The sequence below is a fragment of the Rhodococcus sp. WB1 genome (genome assembly GCF_001700945.1).
GTDB classification, from domain to species: domain Bacteria; phylum Actinomycetota; class Actinomycetes; order Mycobacteriales; family Mycobacteriaceae; genus Rhodococcus; species Rhodococcus aetherivorans.
The window spans coordinates 5,411,243-5,432,058 of sequence record NZ_CP015529.1; the positions used below are offsets into that span (position 1 = coordinate 5,411,243).

The window sequence follows — 20,816 nt, forward strand, 5'->3', positions numbered from 1 at the left end:
CACGGCAGTGCCCTCGGCCGTACCCTTCGCGCCATGAGCCCGGACCTCGAGGGGCACGGCGGCGATCACGCCGCGGCGGTGGCCCGCTCCCACGGCGTCGAGACGATGTTCACCCTCTCCGGCGCGCACGTGTTCCCGCTGTACGACGCCGCGGTCAAGGGTGAAGCACGCATGCGGCTGATCGACGTGCGCCACGAGCAGACCGCGGTGTTCGCCGCCGAGGCCACCGGCAAGCTCCTGCGGCATCCCGGGCTGGCCGTGCTCACCGCCGGGCCGGGCGTGACGAACGGCGTCAGTGCCGTCACCCAGGCGTACTTCGCGGGGTCGCCGCTGGTGGTGCTCGGCGGCCGCGCACCCAACGCCCGCTGGGGCACGGGCAGCCTGCAGGAACTCGACCAGCCGCCGCTGCTGTCCACCGTCACGAAGCTGTCCGAGACGGCGGCGACCGTGGATCGCGTCGGCCCGCTGGTCGACGAGGCGTTCACGGCGGCCCGCACGTCGCACCGGGGGCCGGCGTTCGTGGACGTGCCGATGGACGAACTGTTCGGCCGTGCCACCCTGCCGCGTCCGTCGCCGCCGGCCGCGGTCCGGCTCGAGCCCGACTCCGAGTCGCTGGCGGAGATCGCCGCCCTGCTCGCCGGGGCACGGCGGCCGCTGCTGGTGCTGGGTACCGACGTGTGGGCCGATCACGCCGAGGAGGCGGCACTGCGGTTCGTCGACGAGGCCGGCATCCCGGTGATCACCAACGGCATGGGCCGCGGGGTGGTCCCGGGTGGCCATCCCCTCCTCGTCACCAAGGCCCGCGGCACCGCGGTGGGGACCTGCGACCTGGCGATCGTCGTGGGCACCCCACTGGACTTCCGCCTCGGCTACGGCCGGTTCGGTGGGCGCGACGGCGCGCCCACGGCCCGGGTGGTGCACGTGGCCGACTCCCCCGGTCAGGTGTCGGCACACGCCGAACTCGCCGGCTCGGTGTCCGGCGACCTCACGGCGTGCCTCGACGGCATCCTGTCGGCGCTGTCGTCGCGCCCGGACACGGACGTCTGGGTGACCGGACTGCGCGACGAAGTAACTGCCGCCGCGGCGCGCGACGCCGCCCTGCTGGCCGCCGAGGCCGATCCGATCCACCCGGCCCGGATCTACGGCGAACTGCTGCCGCGGCTGGCCGAAGACGCCGTGGTCATCGGCGACGGCGGCGACTTCGTGTCGTTCGCCGGCAAGTTCGTCGAGCCGAAGCGGCCCGGGCAGTGGCTCGATCCGGGGCCGTACGGCTGTCTCGGCGCCGGGCTCGGCGCGGCCGTCGCGGCGCGGGTGGCGCGGCCGTCGAGTCAGGTGGTGCTGCTGCTCGGCGACGGTGCTGCCGGTCTGTCGCTGATGGATATCGACACCCTCGTGCGGCACGAGCTGCCCGTGGTGATCGTGGTGGGCAACAACTCGGCGTGGGGACTCGAGAAGGGACCGATGCAGCTGCTGTACGGGTACGACGTGGCAGCCGACCTGGCGCCGGGCACGCGGTACGACCTGGTCGCGACCGCTCTCGGGGCGGGCGGTGAGCTGGTGACGGATCCGCGGGAGCTCGGTCCGGCGCTGGACCGGGCCTTCGCGTCCGGGGTGCCGTATCTGGTGAACGTGCTGACGGACGTCACGGCGGCGTATCCGCGGGGCACCACAGGAATCTGAGAGCGGCCGGATCACCTAGCACGCGAACGTAAAAACCCCATAAATAACAACTGACCGCAGCGATTAAATCAGCTGCGGTCAGCGGTATCGAAAGGGTAACAGGGGGTGGTTAGGGTACGGAAACAAAAGTTCCGTGAAGTGAGTCACATCAGGTTTGACCCTGTTCAGCCCCGGGAACCGTCCCCGGACGCGGATGCGCGGAGATGTCCGTCACAGGGCAACTGATTGAACACTCAACCATCTGGGCAAACGTCCCGAGTCGGGCAAAACAGTCCGTGCATCCTGCATGCAGGACGCGGGTACGTGCCAGACTGCTCGCCATGAGCACGACCCGCACGGCAACCCGCACGACCGCCCGGCCCGCGCGAGGGGGCGCGACGAACCTCGTCGACCTCGCGGCGGCCGGCGACGAGCACACCGTCGCCGACGCCCATCAGGGCCAGGTGTTCCTCGGCATCCTCCACCGCGAGAACGACAGCGTCGCCGCGGCACTCACGACCGCCGAGACCTGCGCGCGGATCGAACGCGGCAGCGGCTCCGTCGCCGCCGCACAGCGATACGAGGCGGAGGCCCGGCGGCTGCGCGAGACCCAGCGGGAACTGCACTGCATGATCGCGAACCTGCGGACGCGCTTCGCCGGCTCCGGCTCCTGAGCGGGCGCGCCGAGCGACCGGACAACGACTCGGGCCCCCGATCCGTATGGATCGGGGGCCCGAGGTGATGGTGTGCGGTTCGCAATACCTGGTCGGCAGCACTTTCTGCAGAGGCGTTCCAGAGCTTTTCCCTGAGTTCTCCGGAGCATTACCCGTCCTGCCCGGCGAGGGCCACCCTTGCGGACTTCCTGACCCGAGACGCGAGTCCGTATCAGGCCGAACCTGCAGCTTCCGGAGCATGCGAGGTGATGTGGCGGCACACCAGCATGTGGTGAGCGCCCCTTTGGAACCGGTAGTCGACCTCGACGACTTCACCGGCGATGTCGTGGTTCCGAAGGTCGGTGAGCAGCTCGTCCACGCGGGGATAGCGAACCGAGGAACCCGAGACCACGAGCGGAAAGACCCGCAGTTCACCGCGGGCGACACGCATCAGTTCCCGGATCGCGTCGAGGTGGAAGGTGTGATCGAGGCGGTCGGAATAGCTGAACAGCAGGTGCGAGCTGAGCACGAGATCGAAAGCGGCATCGGGGAACGGCAAGGACGGCAACCGCCCGGCAACGTAGCGGCGCGGATGCCGGCGGATATCTGCGGCGAATTCCTCGACTGCCTGCCGACGCACGCGTGCATGCTCGTCGGGATCGGCGAAGAACGTCCAGTCGTAATGTTCGGCGTGGGCTCGGATGTACCGGTTCCCACGATCGGTTTCAGCTACCGCAACGACGGCGAGTTGTTCGGTCTCGCGGTCGAAATAGGCCATATCGCATGCGGTCACGTCACCGCCGAGTCGGTTCACTGCGCTGGTGAACCCCGCGGCGCCACCCGGACAGTCCAGGATTGTGCGGGACAGGTCCACGTCGGTGAGATTGAACATCGACCGGTACTCGTCCAGTGAACGGGAGCTGATCAGCATCTCGCCGATACCTGTCGTGGGTGCGGTATCGAGGTCGTGGGTCACGGGGTGGTTCCTCTCGGATCGAGGCCACCTCACCCGCCGACCGGTATCACCGTCGTACAGGAAAGTGAGCGTCACCGACCGCGGAGAAGGCGGCCGGACAACACAGTCGACAAGGCCGCTAGAAGTACGGCCACCAGGGCTGTGTCAGGGTCATCACCGCTCTATGACAACACGGCCGAAGACCGAACCCGAATCGGACCGCCCGTCCGATCGATCAACGAAACGAGGCCACGACCTCTTTCGAGTTCGTGACCTCGTCCGTCGCAGTTCGTGGAACTGCTCATGGTGGGCGAAGGGGGACTTGAACCCCCACGTCCCGAAGGACACTGGCACCTGAAGCCAGCGCGTCTGCCATTCCGCCACTCGCCCGAGCGACTGGAGAACAGTAACACACCCTCCCGCCGAACAACGATTCGCCTGCACAGAGGCCCTTTGCCGGCGCTGCACCGGCCCGCCGGGGCAGCGCCGCCCCCTCCACCGGGCCGGATCGGACGAAAAGTCGATACCATGCAGAAGCGAGCTCTGCATTGCGACACGCAGACCGGAAAGGGGGTCGCCGTGGGTATCGCGCAGCGATTCGAGCGCAAGCTGCAGGCTGCCGTCAGCGACGTGTTCGCGCGCGTCTTCGGTGGCGGTGTAGTTCCGCAGGAAGTGGAGGCCGCGCTCCAGCGCGAGGCCACCGACGGCGTCCAGCAGCTCGACCGGGGCCACATGCTGGCTCCCAACCGGTACGTGATCACGATCAGCGAATCCGATCACGAAGCCCTCGCCGCGGATCGGGACTTGACGGTGAAGGCGTTCGCGCGTCACCTTGAGGACTTCATCCGCGAGCAGGGGTGGCAGACCTACGGTCAGATCCAGGTCGCATTCGAGTCGTCGGCGGCACTGCACACCGGGCAGTTCCGCACGCACGGGTCGGTCGACCCCGACGTCGGGCGCTCACCGGTGCGCGCCCCGGCCTCGCGGACACCGCACAACCGTTCAACCGTGACCCCCGACCCAGGAGTTGGCTCGATGACGCAGAATCCAGGCTACGACCCAAGCCGTGACCCCGCCGAGAGCGCCGAACCGCAGTACGCGCGGAACGGTCACGCGCACGTAGGCCAGGATCAGCGCTACCAGCAGGGCCAGCGGAACGGCGGGGCGTATCCCGCCGCGCAGGCGCCCTACGGCGGCGAGCAGCAGGGCGGTTACGACGCCGGCGGCTACGACCAGCAGGACTACGGCCGGGCCGGCGGCCACGAGGACCGGGGCTACGGCGAGGAGCGGGGCTACGGCGGCCACTCCGGACAGGCGTACAGCCAGGACTACGGGCGCGACTACTCCCCGCAGTACCCGTCGCAGCAGGCCTACGGCGACGACCGCTACCAGGGCGGGTACGCCCAGCCCGGCGGCTACGACCAGGGCTACGCCGACCAGGCTTACGGCCAGCAGGGCTACGCCGGACAGGGCTACCCCGACCAGGGCTACGCGGAGCAGGGTTACGGCCAGCAGGGCTACCCCGACCAAGGGTACGCGGATCAGGGCTATGCGGATCAGGGCTACGGCGCCGGCGCGTACCAGCCCCCGCAGGCCGGCCGGGTGCTGACCGCGACGCTCCAGCTCGAGGACGGCAGCGGGCGCTACTACCAGCTCCGGGAGGGCAGCAACATCGTCGGACGCGGGCAGGACGCCCAGTTCCGGCTGCCGGACACCGGTGTCTCCCGGCGCCACATCGACATTCGCTGGGACGGGCAGGTGGCCATGCTCTCGGATCTCGGTTCCACCAACGGCACCACCGTCAACGGCGCGCCCGTGCAGGACTGGCAGCTCGCCGACGGCGACGTGATCCGGGCGGGACACTCGGAGATCCTGGTGCGCATTCTCTGAACGCCGGGGACCGAGACCCGATCGGAACCGGCACGAGACCCATCCGACGCGTCGGCAACGCGCCGGACGATGCGTCTCGTCGCCCGGGGTCCGTATTGTGGGTGACCGCAGCGCACCGGACGACACCGCACCGGGCCGATACGCAGAAGGAGGGCGAGCCGTGCAGGGGCTGATTCTGCAGCTGACCCGGGCGGGGTTCCTGCTCCTGCTGTGGTTGTTCATCTGGGCGATCCTGCGCACGCTGCGGTCGGACATCTACGCCGGTGCCGCACGTCCGGTCCCGCGTTACTCGCCGCGCAACCAGTCGGTGCTGCCCTCGCTGGGCCGCGGCAAGTCCGCGAAGTTCCTGGTGGTGACCCAGGGCGCGCTTGCGGGCACCCGCATCACGCTCGGCACCCAACCCGTCCTGATCGGCCGGGCCGACGACTCGACCCTCGTCCTCACCGACGACTACGCCTCCACCCGGCACGCCCGCCTGTCGCCGCGCGGGTCGGACTGGTACGTCGAGGACCTGGGCTCGACCAACGGCACGTACCTGGACCGTGCCAAGGTCACCACCGCCGTCCGCGTACCCCTGGGCACACCTGTCCGGGTCGGGAAGACCGTGATCGAGCTCCGCCCGTGACCCTCGTACTGCGTTACGCCGCCCGCAGCGACCGCGGCTTGGTTCGTTCCAACAACGAAGATTCCGTGTACGCGGGGGCCCGCCTGCTCGCCCTCGCCGACGGAATGGGGGGCCACGCCGCCGGCGAGGTCGCCTCGCAGCTGATGATCGCGGCGCTCGCCCACCTCGACGACGACGAACCCGGCGGGGACCTGCTCGGCAAGCTCGCCGCCGCCGTGCGCGAGGGCAACGCCGCCATCGCCGATCAGGTCGAGGAGGAACCCGAACTCGACGGCATGGGCACCACGCTCACCGCCATCCTCTTCGCCGGCAGCAAGCTCGGCCTCGCCCACATCGGCGATTCGCGCGCCTACCTGCTGCGCGACGGCCAGCTCACCCAGATCACCCGCGACGACACCTTCGTGCAGTCCCTCGTCGACGAGGGCCGCATCACGCCCGAGCAGGCGCACAGCCACCCGCAGCGATCGCTGATCATGCGCGCCCTCACCGGCAGCGAGGTCGAACCGACCCTCACCGTGCGCGAGGCGCGCGCCGGCGACCGCTACCTCATCTGCTCCGACGGCCTGTCCGACGTCGTCAGCGACGAGACCATCGCCAACACCCTGAGCGAGGGCACGCAGGACGAGTGCGCCGACCGGCTCATCGAACTCGCGCTGCGCAGCGGCGGCCCCGACAACGTCACCGTCGTCGTCGCCGACGTCATCGACCTCGACTACGGCCAGAGCCACCCGATCGTCGCCGGCGCCGCGTCCGGGGACGACGAGGACACCCCGCCGCCCAACACCGCCGCGGGCCGCGCCGCCGCGATGCGTCCGCCGCGGGCCACGCCCAAGCGCGTCGTCGTGCAGAACGAGCCCGAGCCCAAGCGCAAGCGCAGCCGGATGTGGTGGCCGCTCGTCGCGGTCGTGGTGCTCGGACTGCTCGTCGCCGGGGCAGCCGTGGGCCGCACGATGATCCGCAGCTACTACTACGTCGGCGACGACGACGGCCGCGTCACGGTGCTGCGCGGCGTACCCGGCAACATCCTCGGCTACTCGCTGCAGGAACAGTCCCTCGTCGGCTGCCTCGCCGACGACGGAACCTTGACCCTGACCTCCCCACAGGAGGCCGACTGCCGCGTCATGCTGGTCGACGACCTGCAGCCGACCGCCCGCGAGCAGGTGCGGGCGGGCCTGCCCTCCGGATCCCTCGACGACGCGCGCACCCAGATGAACCGTCTCGCCGAGAACGACCTGCTCCCGGTGTGCGTCGAGGAACAGCCGGCGCCCGCACCGGCTCCGGCTCCGGCTCCGGAACCGGCGCCCGCACCGGCCCCGACGACCCCGCCGGCAGCTCCCGCGTCGGAGCCCGCACCCGCCGCGGCACCGGCCCCCGCACCGACCCCGACACCCGAGCCGACGCCGGCGGTTCCGCAGGTGCCGGGCCAGAACTGCCGGGTGGGCGCCTGATGTCGGTGTCCCACGCACCCGGAGCTTCCTTCCCCAGTCCTCCCGGAGGTTTCGCCCCGGCTCCCGCCGTGTCCACCCGGCGCGGCACGGAGCTGCTGCTCATCGTCGCCGCCATCGCGATCACCACGGTGTCGCTGATGCTGGTCGAGGCGAGCCAGGAACAGACCGTGACCCTGGATCTGGCCAAGTACGGGCTGACGTATGCGGTGCTGTTCCTCGCCGCGCACCTGGCGGTGCGCCGGTTCGCGCCGTACGCCGACCCGCTGCTGCTGCCGATCGTCGCGCTGCTCAACGGCCTCGGACTGGTCCTGATCCACCGGCTCGACCTCGCCGACGAGGAGAACGCGCTCTACCTCGGGCAGCCGATCCCCTCCCCCGACGCCAACCAGCAGGTGCTGTGGACGGCGCTCGCCATCGCCGGCTTCGTCGCGGTGCTCGCGCTGCTGCACGACTACCGGCTCCTCGCCCGGTTCAGCTACACGCTGGGCCTGATCGGCCTCGTCGCCCTCGCCGTCCCGGCCCTGCTGCCGTCCCGCTTCTCCGAGGTCAACGGCGCCAAGATCTGGATCCGGCTGCCCGGGTTCAGCATCCAGCCCGGCGAGTTCGCCAAGATCCTGCTCATCATCTTCTTCGCCTCCGTGCTGGTGGCCAAGCGCGACCTGTTCACCACCGCCGGCAAACACGTGCTCGGCATGGACTTCCCCCGCGCCCGCGACCTGGGCCCGATCCTGGCCGCGTGGATCCTCTCGATCGGCGTCATGGTGTTCGAGAAGGACCTCGGCACGTCGCTGCTGCTGTTCAGCACGGTGCTGGTGATGCTGTACATCGCGACCGAGCGGGTGGGCTGGCTGCTCATCGGCGGTGCCCTGCTCGTCGTCGGCTTCTACTTCGCCTACCAGATGTTCGGGCACGTGCGGGTGCGGGTGGAGACGTGGCTCGACCCGCTGGCCGACTACAACAACACCGGCTACCAGATCTCGCAGTCGCTGTTCGGTCTCGCCACCGGCGGCGTCGCCGGCACCGGGCTCGGCAGCGGACGTCCCGCGCAGGTGCCGTTCGCCAAGACCGACTTCATCGTCGCCGCGATCGGTGAGGAACTCGGGCTCATCGGCCTCAGCGCCATCCTCCTCCTGTTCCTGATCCTGATCATGCGGGGAATGCGCACCGCGATCGCCGTCCGCGACAGCTTCGGCAAGCTGCTGGCCGCCGGCCTGTCGTTCACCATCGCGATCCAGTTGTTCGTCGTCGTCGGCGGCGTCACCAAGCTGATCCCCCTCACCGGGCTCACCACGCCGTTCATGTCCTACGGCGGCTCGTCGCTGCTGGCGAACTACCTCCTGCTGGCACTGCTGGTGAAGATCTCCAACGCGGCCCGCGAACCCGCCGCCCCACGCAAGAAGGCACCGCCACCGATCGCGGACGCGCCGACGGAAATGCTGGGGCGCGGATGAACGCACCGCTCCGCAAGGTCGCGATGGCGGTGATGTTCATGGTCGTCGCGCTGCTCGCAAACGCCACCTACGTGCAGGTCATCAAGGCCGACGACCTGCGCACCGACCCGCGCAACTCCCGGGTGCTCATCGACGAGTACTCACGCCAGCGCGGCCAGATCTCCGCGAGCGGACAGGTCCTGGCGGTGTCGGTCCCCACCGACAGCCGCTACAAGTACCTGCGCACGTACCCGGCCGCGCCCGAGCAGCCGATGAGCCCGCTCGCGTATGCACCCGTGACCGGGTTCTACTCGATGCAATACGGCAGCACCGGGCTCGAGCGCACCGAGGACGAGGTCCTCAACGGCTCCGACAACCGGCTGTTCGGCCGGCGCTTCTTCGATCTGGTCTCCGGGCGGGACCCGCGCGGCGGGAACGTGGTCACCACCGTCGACCCGGTCATGCAGCAGGTGGCCTACGACGAGCTCACGTCCAAGGGCTACACCGGCTCGGTCGTGGCCATCGAGCCGAGCACCGGCCGCATCCTGGCAATGGTGAGCACCCCGAGCTACGACCCCAACCGGCTCTCGGGTCACGACGGTGCCGCCACCTCGCAGGCGTGGGAGGAACTCAACGCCGACCCCGACAAGCCCATGCTCAACCGCGCCATCTCGCAGACCTACCCGCCCGGCTCGACGTTCAAGGTCGTGGTGACCGCCGCGGCCCTCGCCGCGGGCACCACTCCCGACGACCAGTTCACCGCCGCGCCGAACATCACCCTCCCCGACACCGCGACCACGCTGGAGAACTACGGCGGCGCGACGTGCGGCGGCGGCCCCACCGCCACCCTGCGCGAGGCCTTCGCCCGCTCCTGCAACACCGCCTTCGTCGAGATGGGCCTGAAGACCGGCAAGGACGCCCTCGCCGAGCAGGCCGAGGCGCTGGGCGTCGGCGAGTCCGTGGACATCCCCGTCCCCGTCGCGGCGAGCACGATCGGGCCGATCCCCGACGGCGCCGCGCTCGGCCAGTCGAGCATCGGTCAGCGTGACGTCGCACTCACCCCGCTGCAGAACGCCGTGATTGCCGCCACAGTCGCCAACGGCGGCGTCCGGATGCAGCCGCATCTGGTGTCGCAGTTGCAGTCGCCGGACCTGTCGGTGCTGGCGGAGACCACGCCGCTGTCGGCAGGACAGGCGATGTCGCCGCAGGTCGCGGCCACCCTGACCGACCTGATGATCGGATCCGAGAACTTCTCCGGCGGCGAGGGGAAGATCCCGGGGGTCCAGATCGCGTCGAAGACCGGTACCGCCGAGCACGGCGACGACCCCCGTAACACTCCCCCGCACACGTGGTATATCGCCTTTGCGCCCGCCCAGCAGCCGACAGTTGCCGTGGCGGTCATCGTGGAGGACGGCGGCGACCGCGCACTCGCCGCCACGGGAGGCTCGGTTGCCGCGCCGATCGGACGTGCCGTGATCGCGGCGGGAATGCAGAGAGGCTGATTATGGCTTTGCACAGCGGCGCCATGATCGCCGACCGTTACCGGCTGCAACGGCTCATCGCCACCGGCGGCATGGGACAGGTGTGGGAGGGGCTCGACACCCGTCTCGACCGCCGGGTGGCGGTGAAGGTCCTCAAGGCCGAGCTCTCCGGCGACGCGGACTTCCTGACCCGTTTCCGGTTCGAGGCGCGCACCACCGCGCAGCTCAACCACCCCGGCATCGCCGGCGTGTTCGACTACGGCGAGACCACCGACGCCGAGGGCCAGTCCATCGCGTACCTCGTGATGGAACTCGTGCACGGCGAGCCCCTCAACGCCGTCCTCGCCCGGGTGGGCCGGCTGTCGCTGCCGCACACCCTGGACATGCTCGAGCAGACCGGGCGGGCGCTGCAGGCTGCCCACGACGCCGGGGTCGTGCACCGCGACGTCAAACCCGGCAACATCCTCATCACCCCCACCGGCCAGGTGAAGATCACCGACTTCGGCATCGCCAAGGCCGTCGACGCGTCGCCGGTGACGCGCACCGGCATGGTCATGGGCACCGCTCAGTACATCGCGCCCGAGCAGGCTCTCGGCCAGGAGGCGACGTCGGCGAGCGACGTGTACTCGCTCGGCGTCGTCGGGTACGAGGCCCTCGCCGGCCGGCGACCGTTCCTCGGCGACAGCGTCGTCACCGTCGCGATGAAGCACGTGCAGGAGACGCCCGCGCCGCTGCCCACCGACCTGCCGGCGGGGGTGCGTGAACTCATCGAGATCGCCATGACGAAGGATCCGGCGTACCGGTACACCAGCGGCGGCGAGTTCGCCGACGCCGTCTCCGCGGTGCGCGCCGGGCGGCCGGTGCCACCGCCGGGCAACGTGCCGCCGGTCACCGGTGCCACGCGGATCCTGCCGCCCGGGGTGCCGGGCACCACCGCGCCCACCGCCGCGACCCGCGCGCTCGGTCCGACCCCGCCTCCGCCGTCGCGGCCGTACTACGCCCCGACGTACGCGAACGGCGGCGACCAGCCGCCCACCGGACCCACCCCGTCCGGCGACAAGCGCTCCCCCAGCCCGAAGGTCCTCGCCTGGGCGGCCGGGGCGGCGGTGGCCCTGGCGCTCGTCGTGTTGGCGCTGGTGCTGCTGGGCGGCGACAATTCGGGTGACGCGGGCCCCGCGCGGTCCACGACGACCACGCAGGCCCCGACGACCACCACCCGCGCGACGACGACCACGCGGCCGCCGCGGACCACCACCACGACGGAGGAACCGACCACCACGGCTCCTCCCACCACGACGCAGGCGCCCACCACGACCCCCGAGCCGACGACGACCACCCCGCCGCCGCCGACGACGACGGAGGCGCCGACGACCACCGCGCCGCCGACCACGACGACGGCCACGACGACCACAGCCGCCACCACGACGACGGCCGAGACGACCACCACCACGGTCTCGTTGCCGGATGGCGGCGACGGTGGTCTCGAACCCGGAGCCATAGACAACCCGTTCACCCCGATCGAGCCAGTCACCCGAGGACAGTCATGACCACACCCCGCAAGCTCTCTTCCCGCTACGAGTTGGGTGAGATCCTCGGCTTCGGTGGCATGTCGGAGGTGCACCTGGCCCGGGATCTGCGGCTCGACCGCGACGTGGCGATCAAGGTGCTGCGCGCCGACCTCGCCCGCGACCCCACGTTCTATCTCCGGTTCCGCCGCGAAGCCCAGAACGCGGCCGCGCTGAACCATCCGGCGATCGTCGCCGTGTACGACACCGGCGAGGCGGAGACCGAGGCCGGCCCGCTGCCGTACATCGTCATGGAGTACGTCGAGGGCGATACGCTGCGCGACATCGTGCGCTCCCAGGGGCCGATGACCCCGAAGCGGGCCATGGAGGTCGTGGCCGACGTGTGCGCCGCCCTGGACTTCAGCCACCGCAACATGATCGTCCACCGCGACGTCAAGCCCGCGAACGTCATGATCACCCGTTCCGGCGCGGTCAAGGTGATGGACTTCGGCATCGCCCGGGCCATCTCCGACGCCGCGAGCCCGATGACGCAGACGGCCGCGGTGATCGGCACCGCCCAGTACCTGTCGCCGGAGCAGGCCCGCGGCGAGCAGGTCGACGCCCGCTCCGACGTGTACTCGGTCGGCTGTGTGCTGTTCGAGATCCTCACCGGCAAGCCGCCGTTCCAGGGCGACTCCCCGGTGGCCGTCGCGTACCAGCATGTCCGGGAGGATCCGCCGCTGCCCTCGTCGGTGAACTCCGCCGTCCCGCCGGAGCTGGACTCGGTGATCCTCAAGGCGATGGCGAAGAACCCCGCCAACCGCTACCAGAGCGCCGCCGAGATGCGCAGCGACCTGATCCGCGTGCTCAGCGGCCAGAAGCCCAGCGCGCCGATGGTGATGACCGACGAGGACCGCACCACCATCCTCGGGGCCGTCGACGGCGCCGGGACACCGCGCAACGGCGCGGACCGCGGGGCCGCCGGAGTCGTCGCGGGTGGGACCGCGGCCGCGCCGCAACGTTCCCGGGCACTGCGCAACACGCTGCTGGGCCTGGCCGCGGTCGTGATCGTCGGCATCGTCGGCGTGTTCCTGTGGACCTCGGGCCCCGGCTCGAGCGCCGCGCAGATCCCCGTCCCCGACGTGCGCAACCTCGCCGCGGAGATCGCGGAGAGCAGGCTGCAGGATGCCGGGTTCGAGGTGTCGGTGCAGATGAAGCCCGACGCGGTGGTCGCCAGCGGCAACGTCGTCAACACCCGGCCGGTCGCCGGGGTCCAGGCCGAGGAGGGCAGCACCGTCACCCTCGAGGTCTCGAGCGGGCCCGAGCAGGTGCAGATCCCGCGGCTCGCGGGCATGAACCAGCAGGAGGCGCTGCAGACCCTGGCCGAGGCCGGGCTGCGGCTCGATCCGAATGTGGCGCGGGCGCCGTCGTCGGCGGCCGAACGCGACACCGTCGTCGACCAGAGTCCCGCCGCGGGAGCGGACGCCGACCGCGACAGCGCGGTGAGCGTGACGCTCGGCAGCGGCCCCGAGCAGATCCGCGTGCCCAACGTCGTGGGTCAGGCCACCGAGGTGGCGCGCGACAACATCGAGGCCGCGGGCTTCACCGTCGTGGTCGACGAGATCGACTCCAGCCAGCCGGCCGGGACGGTCGTGTCGAGCAGCCCGGCGGGCGGAACCAGCGCCACGAAGGGCGACACGGTCACCATCCAGGTGTCCAACGGGAACCGCATCGAGATGCCGGCGTTGACGAACAGGACGGTGTCCGAGGCGCTGACGGCGCTGCGGGCGGCCGGCTGGACGGGTTCGCCGGCGCAGCTCGTGCAGAACCGTGAGGCCACCCTCGACCCGGAGCTCGTGGGCAAGGTCATCGCCCAGCAGCAGCCCCCGGGGTCGGAGATCTCCAACTCGGAGACCATCACCGTGGGCGTGGGCGTGCTGGGTATCCGCTGAGCTGCGCTCGGATATCGGTCCGCGGAGCGGACGGCTCAGGCGGCGCCGCCCGCGAGCGCCTTCGCCATCTCCGCCTCCAGCCGGGCCACCAGCTGCTCGTCCGGCGCCTCGCCGCACACGGCCAGCCAGTTCGCCAGCATCCGGTGACCGCCCTGGGTGAGGACCGACTCGGGGTGGAACTGGACGCCGTGGATCGGCAGCTCGCGATGCCGCAGGGCCATGACGATGCCGCTCTCGGTGTATCCGGTCGGCACGAGCTCGTCGGGCATCGTCTGCGGCAGCACCGTGAGCGAGTGGTAGCGCGTCGCGGTGAACGGATCCGGCAGGCCGGCCAGCACACCGGTGCCGTCGTGCCACACCGAGCTGGTCTTGCCGTGCAGCAGCTCCGGGGCACGGTCGACCGTCGCGCCGAAGGCGGCACCGATCGCCTGATGGCCCAGGCAGACGCCGAGCAGCGGTGTGCTCGCGGCGGCGCAGGCACGCACGAGGTCCATGCTGGCGCCGGCCCGCTGCGGGGTGCCCGGACCGGGGCTGAGGAGGATCCCGTCGAACTCGGCCGCGATCCGGTCCGCGGCGCCGGGGCCGGTGAGCCGCTCGTCGTCGTTGCGCCACACCTCGGCCCGGGTACCGAGCTGCCCCAGGTACTGCACGAGATTGAAGACGAAGCTGTCGTAGTTGTCGACGACGAGGATGCGCATGCGGAAAGGGTACCGACCCGTCAGCGCAGCGTCGTTCCGCCCGTGTAGGCGGGTACCGACAGGGCATCCGACGCCTGCTGCGTGTAGCCCAACCCGTAGCGGCCCGCGTACTGCCTGTACACGCGGATGCCCGGCTCGGCGGCCAGCGCCGCCTCGAGCCGGGCGGGGTCGCCCAGCGCGGTGATCACGTACGGCGGGGAGTAGGTGCGGCCGTGCAGCAGCAGGGTGTTGCCGATGCAGCGCGGCGCCGACGTCGCGACGATCCGCTGATCCTGCATGGCGATCGCCTCCGCCCCGCCGGCCCACATCGCGTTGAGCACGCTCTGCACGTCCTGCTGGTGCACCACGAGATCGTCGGGCGACGCGTCCGCCGGATACCGGCCGTCGGCGCCGCGCGGGGCATCGGTGAGGCTGACGGTGACGCCCGGGCCACGCCGTGCGGTCAGCCCGGCGGGGTCCTCGAGGGCGGCGGTGTCGGCGAGCACCGCGGCGACGTCGTCGTCGGTGGCCGCGGCCTGCGCCTGCAGCTCGGCGACGCGTCCCGCGAGGTCGTCGCGGGTGGCGGCGAGCTCGTCGGCCTTGGCCTGCGCCGCCCGCACGAGATCGGACAGCCGCGCGGAGTCGCTCACGCGCAGTTCCGCGCCGTCGGAGACCCCGCGGGTGGTGCCGAGCAGCAACCCGGCGAGCAGACACACGGCCAGCGCGGCGGCAGTCCACCCGAGCGCGCGGGCCCGGCCGTCCGACACGTGGACCCTCCGTTCCGGATTCTGCGTTAGCGTGTACTCACACTGGCAGTACACATCAGGTAGCTGCCCAACCTACCTGTCCGCCCCGCGCGGTACCGCACGAACGAGGACGTCATGCCCAAGTCGAAGGTCCGGAAGAAGACCGACTACACGATCAACCCGGTGAGCCGAACCCCCGTGAAGGTGAAGGCGGGCCCGTCGAGCACCTGGTACGTCGCGCTGATGCTCGGCTTCATGCTCGTCGGCCTGGCCTGGCTGGTGGTGTACTACCTCGCGGCCGAGCAGATCTCGTGGATGAACGACCTCGGTGCGTACAACTTCCTCATCGGCTTCGGGTTCATGATCGTCGGCCTGATCATGACCATGAGATGGCGGTGAGGTTACAGGGATGTAGTTCATCCCCACCTGTGGACAAACCTGTGGATGAACTGGGGAAAGCTCCCCGTGGCGGCTAAATCGCTCCGCTGGTCCACACCCCCGCTCGCGATCGCCGCGCTCACGGCGGGCGGCATTGTGCTCGCCGTCGCCGCGGCGACGACGGCCGATGCCGCCGGTCGCACGCTCGTCGGGCTCGCGGCCGTGGTGGCGTTCGCGGTCGCGGCCCTCGCGGTCCGTCAGCGTCCGCGGCTCGAGGTGCTTCCGGACGGCGCCGGGCTGGCCGTCACCCGTCTGTCGGGACGACGCGAGCTGCCCCGCGCGGCCCTGATGCGGGTGCGGATCGTCGCGTATCCGCGGCTCGGCCGTCGCGTGCCGATGCTGGAGATCGACGTGCGCGATCCCCGCGGCGACGAGCAGCTGCTGATCTTCGGGCGCTGGGACCTGGGCACCGACCCCCGCACGGTGTACGACGCGCTCGCGGTGCGGGGGCTGGCGCCGGATCAGACGCCGAGCTGAGCCCGCAGGCGCAGGACCGCCAGCACGAGGACCAGCACGGTGACCACCGTGACGGCTGCCAGCGCGAGCCAGCCCGTCCGGACGAAGCGGGCACGGTCGTCGCCCGCGCCCAGCGCCCGCGGCGCGAACAACAGCGCCGCCGTCGCCGCCGCACCCGCGGCCAGGCCGCCGAGGTGTCCCCACAGGGAGATGCCCGGGATGGTGATGCTGATGACGACGTTGAGGACGACGATCATCAGCACCGGCGCGGGGCTGCGCCGCAGCCGCATCAGGATCACCGCCTGCGCGCCCAGCAGGCCGAACACGGCGCCGGAGGCACCGGCGGTCACGGCGTCGGTCTGGAGCAGCATCACCGCGGCGGATCCGCCGAGGATGGACACCAGGTATACGGCCAGGTACCGAAGCCGGCCGAGGACGAGTTCGGTGTCACGCCCGATCACGTACAGCGCGAACATGTTGACCGCGAGGTGCAGCACACCGAAGTGCAGGAACCCGCTGCCGAGCACGCGGATGTATTCGTCGCGCACCGCGATCATCGGCGGCCACAGCGCCCACTCGAAGAACAGGCTCGACGAGCGCTCGTTGTTCATCACGCTGCCGGACTGGGCGGCGGTGATCGCGAAGATCGCGGTGTTCAGCGCGATCAGGATGTAGGTCACGAGGGGGGTGTTCGTCTGCGCCCGCATGGGCGCCCCCGCGACGGTGCGGGCCTGCGGGACATCGCGCTGGGCGGCCGCGACGCAGTCGACGCACTGCTGACCCACTGCGGCGGGCCGCAGGCAGTCGGGGCAGGCCGGTCGCCCGCATCGGCTGCACGAGAGCAGGGTCGGGCGATCGGGATGCCGGACGCACCGCGGCTGGGGCGGGTGGCCGCCCCCGCCGGCCGCGTGGCCCCAGCCGGGGTTCGTCATATCGGTCTCTTCCGGAGATTCAGGAGATGGTGATGCTCTCGATGACGACGGGCTCGACCGGGCGGTCCGCGCGGTCCGTCGCCGTCGTGGCGATCGCGTCGACGACCTTCTTCGACGCCTCGTCGGCGACCTCACCGAAGATGGTGTGGCGTCGGTTCAGGTGGGGGGTCGGCCCGACGGTGATGAAGAACTGCGAACCGTTGGTGCCCGGGCCGGCGTTGGCCATGGCCAGCAGGTAGCTGCGGTCGAACTGCAGCTCGGGGTGGAACTCGTCGGCGAACTGGTAGCCCGGGCCGCCACGACCGGTGCCGGTCGGGTCGCCGCCCTGGATCATGAAGCCGTCGATGACGCGGTGGAAAACCGCACCGTCGTAGAACGGGCCACTGGTCTCCCCCTTGGCGTTCTGGGTCTTGTACTCCTTGGTGCCGTTCGCGAGGCCGACGAAGTTCTCGACCGTCTTCGGAGCGTGGTTGCCGAAGAGCGAGATCACGATGTCGCCGCGGTTGGTGTGCAGAGTCGCGGTTGCGGTCTTTTGAGGTGAAGTCACCCCTCCATCGTGCCATCCGGGTCTGCGACACCGGGGCGGTCCGTCTCGCGAACCCCGGCCGCGGGGATCCGCTGTGCAAAAGTGGGTACATGACGAGTGTGAGCGAGTCCAGAACCAAGATCGGGTCCGGCGCCGGCAGCGAACTCGTGCGCCCCCCGAAGAAGTCCGAGGGCGCCGGTGGCTACCTGAAGCTCGCAGGGCAGGGCGCTACGGCCCTCGCGCGGGGGCCGCTCTTCACCGGCCTGCTGGTCGCCCGCAAGGGTCTCGACCTCGCCCGGAACATGGCCGGAAGCCGGGAGTGCCGCCGCGCGCGAGCCGCGGCGACGATCGAGGCAGCACCCCGCGGGCGGGGCCGCAGGATCCTGGTGACGGTCGGCGCGCTCGGCGTCGTCGCCGCCGGCGGAGTTGTGTTCTACCGCAGCCGTCTCGGGGATCATCCGCCGGTCGCGCCGGAGCCGCCGCGGATCGAGCCGGTCACCCCCGAGCCCGGGCCGGTCGCGACACCGGAGGCTGCCGCACCGAAGCCGGAGGCTGCCGCACCGAAGCCGGAGGCTGCCGCCCCGAAGCCGGAGGCTGGCGCACCGAAGCCGGAGGCTGCCGCACCCGAGGCGAAGCCCGGGCCGGCCGCGACGCCCGAGGCCGTGGCCCCGAAGCCCGAATCGGCCGCGACGAGGAAGGCCGCACCTCGGCCCGAGGGCGGGACGGCTGCCCCCGCGGTGCCCGCGCCGACGCCGAAGGCGACCCCGACGGCAGCCGCGACGCCGAAGGCCGAGCCCACCACCGCCACGAAGGGGACGGCCGAGCCCACCACCGTCCCGAAGGGGACGGCCGAGGCGCCCCCGACCGGAAAGCACGCGGCCAAGGAGGGAACGGCTCCGAAGCCGGCCGCCGAGCCGAAGAGCGAGGCCGCCGGCAGCAAGGGAACCGCGGCGAAACCGAAGCCGTCGGCCGGTCCCGCAGGGGGCCCGAAGAAGCAGGACTGAGTTCCGCCCGGGGTCACGGGACGGAATCGGATCCGGGGCAGGTCGCGTCGATCGCGGCCTGCCCTTCCTTCTGCAGTTGTCGTTCGGTGACGCGCACTTCCAGGTCGACGATCCGGCCGGTCACGACATAGATCAGGACGGTCAACAGCAGCACAACAGGTACGGACGCGAGGAATTCCATGTCGGCCTCCAGCGGTGGTCCGCGCGAGCGGGAAGGTGGAGGTGCTCGGGTACGTCGTCGATGACATGTCCAGCCTACGGACACGGGCGGGGGCTCTGTCGCGCCGGCAGCCCCGTCGGACCGTGATCCGCCCCACCCCCGCGCCGTCGGTTACTCATGGGTACCGATCCGCCGAATCGCGTGATGTGCATCACAGAACAGGTGGATACTCGCCGGTAGCAGTCCTATCGGGGAGGCATCACATGGCACAACAGGTACACGCCAGCGAGGAACAGTCGCGCGCGCTCGCAGAGGAGTCCCGCGAGACCACCTGGCACAAGCCGTCGTTCGCAAAGGAGTTGTTTCTCGGACGTCTGACCCTCGACCTCATCCATCCGTTCCCGCGGCCCACCCCCGACGAGGAGGCCCGTACCGAAGGGTTCCTGGCAGAGCTTCGCCGCTTCTGCGAGGGTGTGGACGGCAGCCGCATCGAGCGCGAGGCCCGGATCCCCGACGAATACGTCGCCGGATTGGCCGAGCTCGGCTGCTTCGGCATGAAGATCTCCCAGGAGTACGGCGGCCTGGGACTGTCGCAGGTGGCCTACAACCGCGCGCTGATGCTCGTGGCCAGCGCCCACCCGAGCCTGGGCGTTCTGTTGTCGGCGCATCAATCCATCGGAGTGCCCGAACCCCTGAAGCTGGCCGGGACACCCGAACAGAAACGCGCTTTCCTCCCGCGGTGTGCGCGAGGGGCGATCTCGGCCTTCCTGCTGACCGAACCCGACGTGGGTTCCGATCCCGCCCGTCTCGCCTCGACGGCGGTGCCGGTGGAGAACGGCGACGCGTACGAACTCGACGGCCTGAAGCTGTGGACCACCAACGGAGTGGTCGCCGAACTGCTGGTGGTGATGGCGCGGGTGCCGCGCAGCGAGGGCCACCGCGGTGGCATCTCGGCGTTCGTCGTCGAGGCGAACACCCCGGGCATCACCGTCGAACGCCGCAACTCGTTCCTGGGCCTGAAGGGGATCGAGAACGGCCTCACCCGGCTGTACAAGGTGCGGGTGCCGAAGGAGAACCTCATCGGCCGCGAGGGCGACGGCCTGAAGATCGCCCTGACCACCCTCAACGCCGGCCGGCTCGCGATCCCGTCGATGTGCGCCGGTGCGGGCAAGTGGGCGCTCAAGATCGCCCGGGAATGGTCCGGCACCCGCGTCCAGTGGGGTCGGCCGGTGGGCCGGCACGATGCGATCGCCGGCAAGATCGGATACATCGCCGCCACCACGTTCGCCCTCGAGGCCGTGGTGGAACTGACCGGCCAGATGTGCGACGAGGACCGCAACGACATCCGCATCGAGGCGGCCCTGGCCAAGCTGTGGTCCAGCGAGGTGGCCTGCGAGATCGCCGACGAGTTGATGCAGATCCGAGGGGGACGCGGCTACGAGACGGCGGCGTCGCTCGCGGCCCGGGGTGAGCGGATGGTGCCCGCCGAGCAGCTCCTGCGGGACCTGCGGATCAACCGGATCTTCGAGGGCTCGAGCGAGATCATGCGGCTCTTCGTCGCCCGCGAAGCCGTCGACGCCCACCTGCGGGTGGCGGGTGAGCTGGCGGATCCGAAAGCCACTCTGGACACGAAGGCCCGGGCCGCCGCCAAGGCGAGCGGCTTCTACGCCAAGTGGCTGCCCCAGTTGGTGGCGGGCAGGGGCCAGCTACCCACCTCGTACGGCGAATTCGGTCCCCTGGCACACCATCTGCGCTACGTGGAGCGGTGTTCACGCAAGCTCGCTCGGTCCACGTTCTACGGCATGGCCCGGTGGCAGGGCGGTCTGGAGAGGCGGCAGAATTTCCTGGGGCGGCTCGTCGATATCGGCGCGGAGCTGTTCGCCATGTCGGCGAGTTGCGTGCGGGCGCAGATGTACCACACCGACGGCCACCCCGATACGGACGCGGCCTACGAACTCGCCGACGTCTTCTGCCTCCAGGCGAAGCTCCGCGTGGACTCGCTGTTCGCCGCGTTGTGGACGCACACCGACGATGCCGACCGGCAGCTCACGGCCGACGTCCTCGACGGGCGCTACACCTGGCTGGAGAAGGGCGTGATCGATCCCAGCGAGGGTACGGGCCCGTGGATCGCCGAATGGTCGCCCGGGCCGTCGGTGGAGCAGAACCTCGCCCGCAGATTCCTCGGCGCCGACCATCCGGTGGTGTGAACGGGCCGCCGGCCGCGCGGGCTCCGGTCAGCCGCGACAGCAATCGCTGTCGCGGCTGACCGCCCCTTGCGG

19 protein-coding genes and 1 tRNA gene are annotated in these 20,816 nt (G+C 70.7%); 13 read left to right on the top strand and 7 right to left on the bottom strand.

The window, feature by feature from the left end:
- Positions 1-33 precede the first annotated feature (33 nt).
- The gene (locus A4U64_RS24275; RefSeq protein ID WP_006942171.1) at positions 34-1,680 is read left to right on the top strand and encodes an acetolactate synthase; all 1,647 of its coding nucleotides are present in this window, start codon (positions 34-36) and stop codon (positions 1,678-1,680) included.
- Between the two features lie 320 nt (positions 1,681-2,000).
- Positions 2,001-2,333, top strand: coding sequence for a hypothetical protein (locus A4U64_RS24280; protein WP_029546827.1), 333 nt, complete (start codon positions 2,001-2,003; stop codon positions 2,331-2,333).
- Between the two features lie 211 nt (positions 2,334-2,544).
- Here A4U64_RS24280 and A4U64_RS24285 read toward each other — a convergent pair whose 3' ends face one another.
- Both A4U64_RS24285 and A4U64_RS24290 read right to left on the bottom strand, forming a co-directional pair.
- Positions 2,545-3,288 (bottom strand): methyltransferase domain-containing protein, encoded by a 744-nt coding sequence (locus A4U64_RS24285; RefSeq protein WP_084648695.1) that lies wholly within the window; start codon positions 3,286-3,288, stop codon positions 2,545-2,547.
- Between the two features lie 283 nt (positions 3,289-3,571).
- Positions 3,572-3,657: transfer RNA gene (locus A4U64_RS24290), tRNA-Leu, on the bottom strand.
- A gap of 138 nt (positions 3,658-3,795) precedes the next feature.
- On the opposite strand from A4U64_RS24290, the gene A4U64_RS24295 reads away from it, so the two are divergent.
- The 7 genes from A4U64_RS24295 (at position 3,796) to pknB (ending at position 13,598) form a co-directional block, all read left to right on the top strand.
- Positions 3,796-5,157, top strand: coding sequence for an FhaA domain-containing protein (locus tag A4U64_RS24295; RefSeq protein WP_072633822.1), 1,362 nt, complete (start codon positions 3,796-3,798; stop codon positions 5,155-5,157).
- A gap of 160 nt (positions 5,158-5,317) precedes the next feature.
- Positions 5,318-5,782, top strand: coding sequence for an FHA domain-containing protein FhaB/FipA (locus A4U64_RS24300; protein ID WP_006942182.1), 465 nt, complete (start codon positions 5,318-5,320; stop codon positions 5,780-5,782).
- Positions 5,779-7,230, top strand: a complete 1,452-nt coding sequence (locus tag A4U64_RS24305) for a PP2C family protein-serine/threonine phosphatase (protein WP_029546826.1) — start codon at positions 5,779-5,781, stop codon at positions 7,228-7,230. Before A4U64_RS24300 ends, A4U64_RS24305 begins: the two co-directional genes overlap by 4 nt.
- On the top strand, positions 7,230-8,681 hold the full coding sequence (locus A4U64_RS24310) for an FtsW/RodA/SpoVE family cell cycle protein (protein WP_029546825.1): 1,452 nt from the start codon (positions 7,230-7,232) through the stop codon (positions 8,679-8,681). The genes A4U64_RS24305 and A4U64_RS24310 overlap by 1 nt, the downstream gene beginning before the upstream one ends.
- Positions 8,678-10,162, top strand: a complete 1,485-nt coding sequence (locus tag A4U64_RS24315) for a peptidoglycan D,D-transpeptidase FtsI family protein (RefSeq protein ID WP_029546824.1) — start codon at positions 8,678-8,680, stop codon at positions 10,160-10,162. The genes A4U64_RS24310 and A4U64_RS24315 overlap by 4 nt, the downstream gene beginning before the upstream one ends.
- 2 nt (positions 10,163-10,164) lie before the next feature.
- Positions 10,165-11,688 (top strand): serine/threonine-protein kinase, encoded by a 1,524-nt coding sequence (locus A4U64_RS24320; RefSeq protein WP_029546823.1) that lies wholly within the window; start codon positions 10,165-10,167, stop codon positions 11,686-11,688.
- Positions 11,685-13,598 (top strand): Stk1 family PASTA domain-containing Ser/Thr kinase, encoded by a 1,914-nt coding sequence (pknB, locus tag A4U64_RS24325; protein WP_006942193.1) that lies wholly within the window; start codon positions 11,685-11,687, stop codon positions 13,596-13,598. The genes A4U64_RS24320 and pknB overlap by 4 nt, the downstream gene beginning before the upstream one ends.
- A gap of 35 nt (positions 13,599-13,633) precedes the next feature.
- Here pknB and A4U64_RS24330 read toward each other — a convergent pair whose 3' ends face one another.
- Both A4U64_RS24330 and A4U64_RS24335 read right to left on the bottom strand, forming a co-directional pair.
- Positions 13,634-14,296, bottom strand: coding sequence for an aminodeoxychorismate/anthranilate synthase component II (locus A4U64_RS24330; protein ID WP_006942196.1), 663 nt, complete (start codon positions 14,294-14,296; stop codon positions 13,634-13,636).
- Positions 14,297-14,316: 20 nt separating this feature from the next.
- A complete protein-coding gene (locus tag A4U64_RS24335; RefSeq protein WP_006942197.1) occupies positions 14,317-15,042 on the bottom strand; it encodes a DUF881 domain-containing protein in 726 nt (241 codons plus the stop codon).
- 114 nt (positions 15,043-15,156) lie between these two features.
- Here A4U64_RS24335 and crgA point away from each other — a divergent pair, with 114 nt between their 5' ends.
- Positions 15,157-15,420, top strand: coding sequence for a cell division protein CrgA (gene crgA / locus A4U64_RS24340; protein ID WP_006942200.1), 264 nt, complete (start codon positions 15,157-15,159; stop codon positions 15,418-15,420).
- A 45-nt stretch (positions 15,421-15,465) separates the two neighbouring features.
- Positions 15,466-15,936: a PH domain-containing protein gene (locus tag A4U64_RS24345; protein WP_065923249.1), complete on the top strand. Its 471-nt coding sequence runs from the start codon at positions 15,466-15,468 to the stop codon at positions 15,934-15,936.
- On the opposite strand, the gene A4U64_RS24350 is transcribed toward A4U64_RS24345, so the two are convergent.
- Both A4U64_RS24350 and A4U64_RS24355 read right to left on the bottom strand, forming a co-directional pair.
- Complete coding sequence (locus tag A4U64_RS24350) at positions 15,921-16,847, bottom strand: rhomboid family intramembrane serine protease (RefSeq protein ID WP_006942204.1); 927 nt, start codon at positions 16,845-16,847, stop codon at positions 15,921-15,923. The genes A4U64_RS24345 and A4U64_RS24350 overlap by 16 nt on opposite strands.
- Positions 16,848-16,866: 19 nt before the next feature.
- On the bottom strand, positions 16,867-17,394 hold the full coding sequence (locus A4U64_RS24355; protein WP_006942206.1) for a peptidylprolyl isomerase: 528 nt from the start codon (positions 17,392-17,394) through the stop codon (positions 16,867-16,869).
- An 89-nt stretch (positions 17,395-17,483) separates the two neighbouring features.
- Here A4U64_RS24355 and A4U64_RS24360 point away from each other — a divergent pair, with 89 nt between their 5' ends.
- Positions 17,484-18,377: an alginate biosynthesis protein AlgP gene (locus A4U64_RS24360; RefSeq protein ID WP_232334133.1), complete on the top strand. Its 894-nt coding sequence runs from the start codon at positions 17,484-17,486 to the stop codon at positions 18,375-18,377.
- Between the two features lie 13 nt (positions 18,378-18,390).
- On the opposite strand, the gene A4U64_RS28635 is transcribed toward A4U64_RS24360, so the two are convergent.
- A complete protein-coding gene (locus A4U64_RS28635) occupies positions 18,391-18,558 on the bottom strand; it encodes a hypothetical protein (protein ID WP_196813341.1) in 168 nt (55 codons plus the stop codon).
- Positions 18,559-18,800: 242 nt separating this feature from the next.
- Between A4U64_RS28635 and A4U64_RS24365 the strand changes: the two genes are divergently transcribed.
- The gene (locus tag A4U64_RS24365; RefSeq protein WP_029546820.1) at positions 18,801-20,744 is read left to right on the top strand and encodes an acyl-CoA dehydrogenase family protein; all 1,944 of its coding nucleotides are present in this window, start codon (positions 18,801-18,803) and stop codon (positions 20,742-20,744) included.
- Positions 20,745-20,816: the final 72 nt, after the last annotated feature.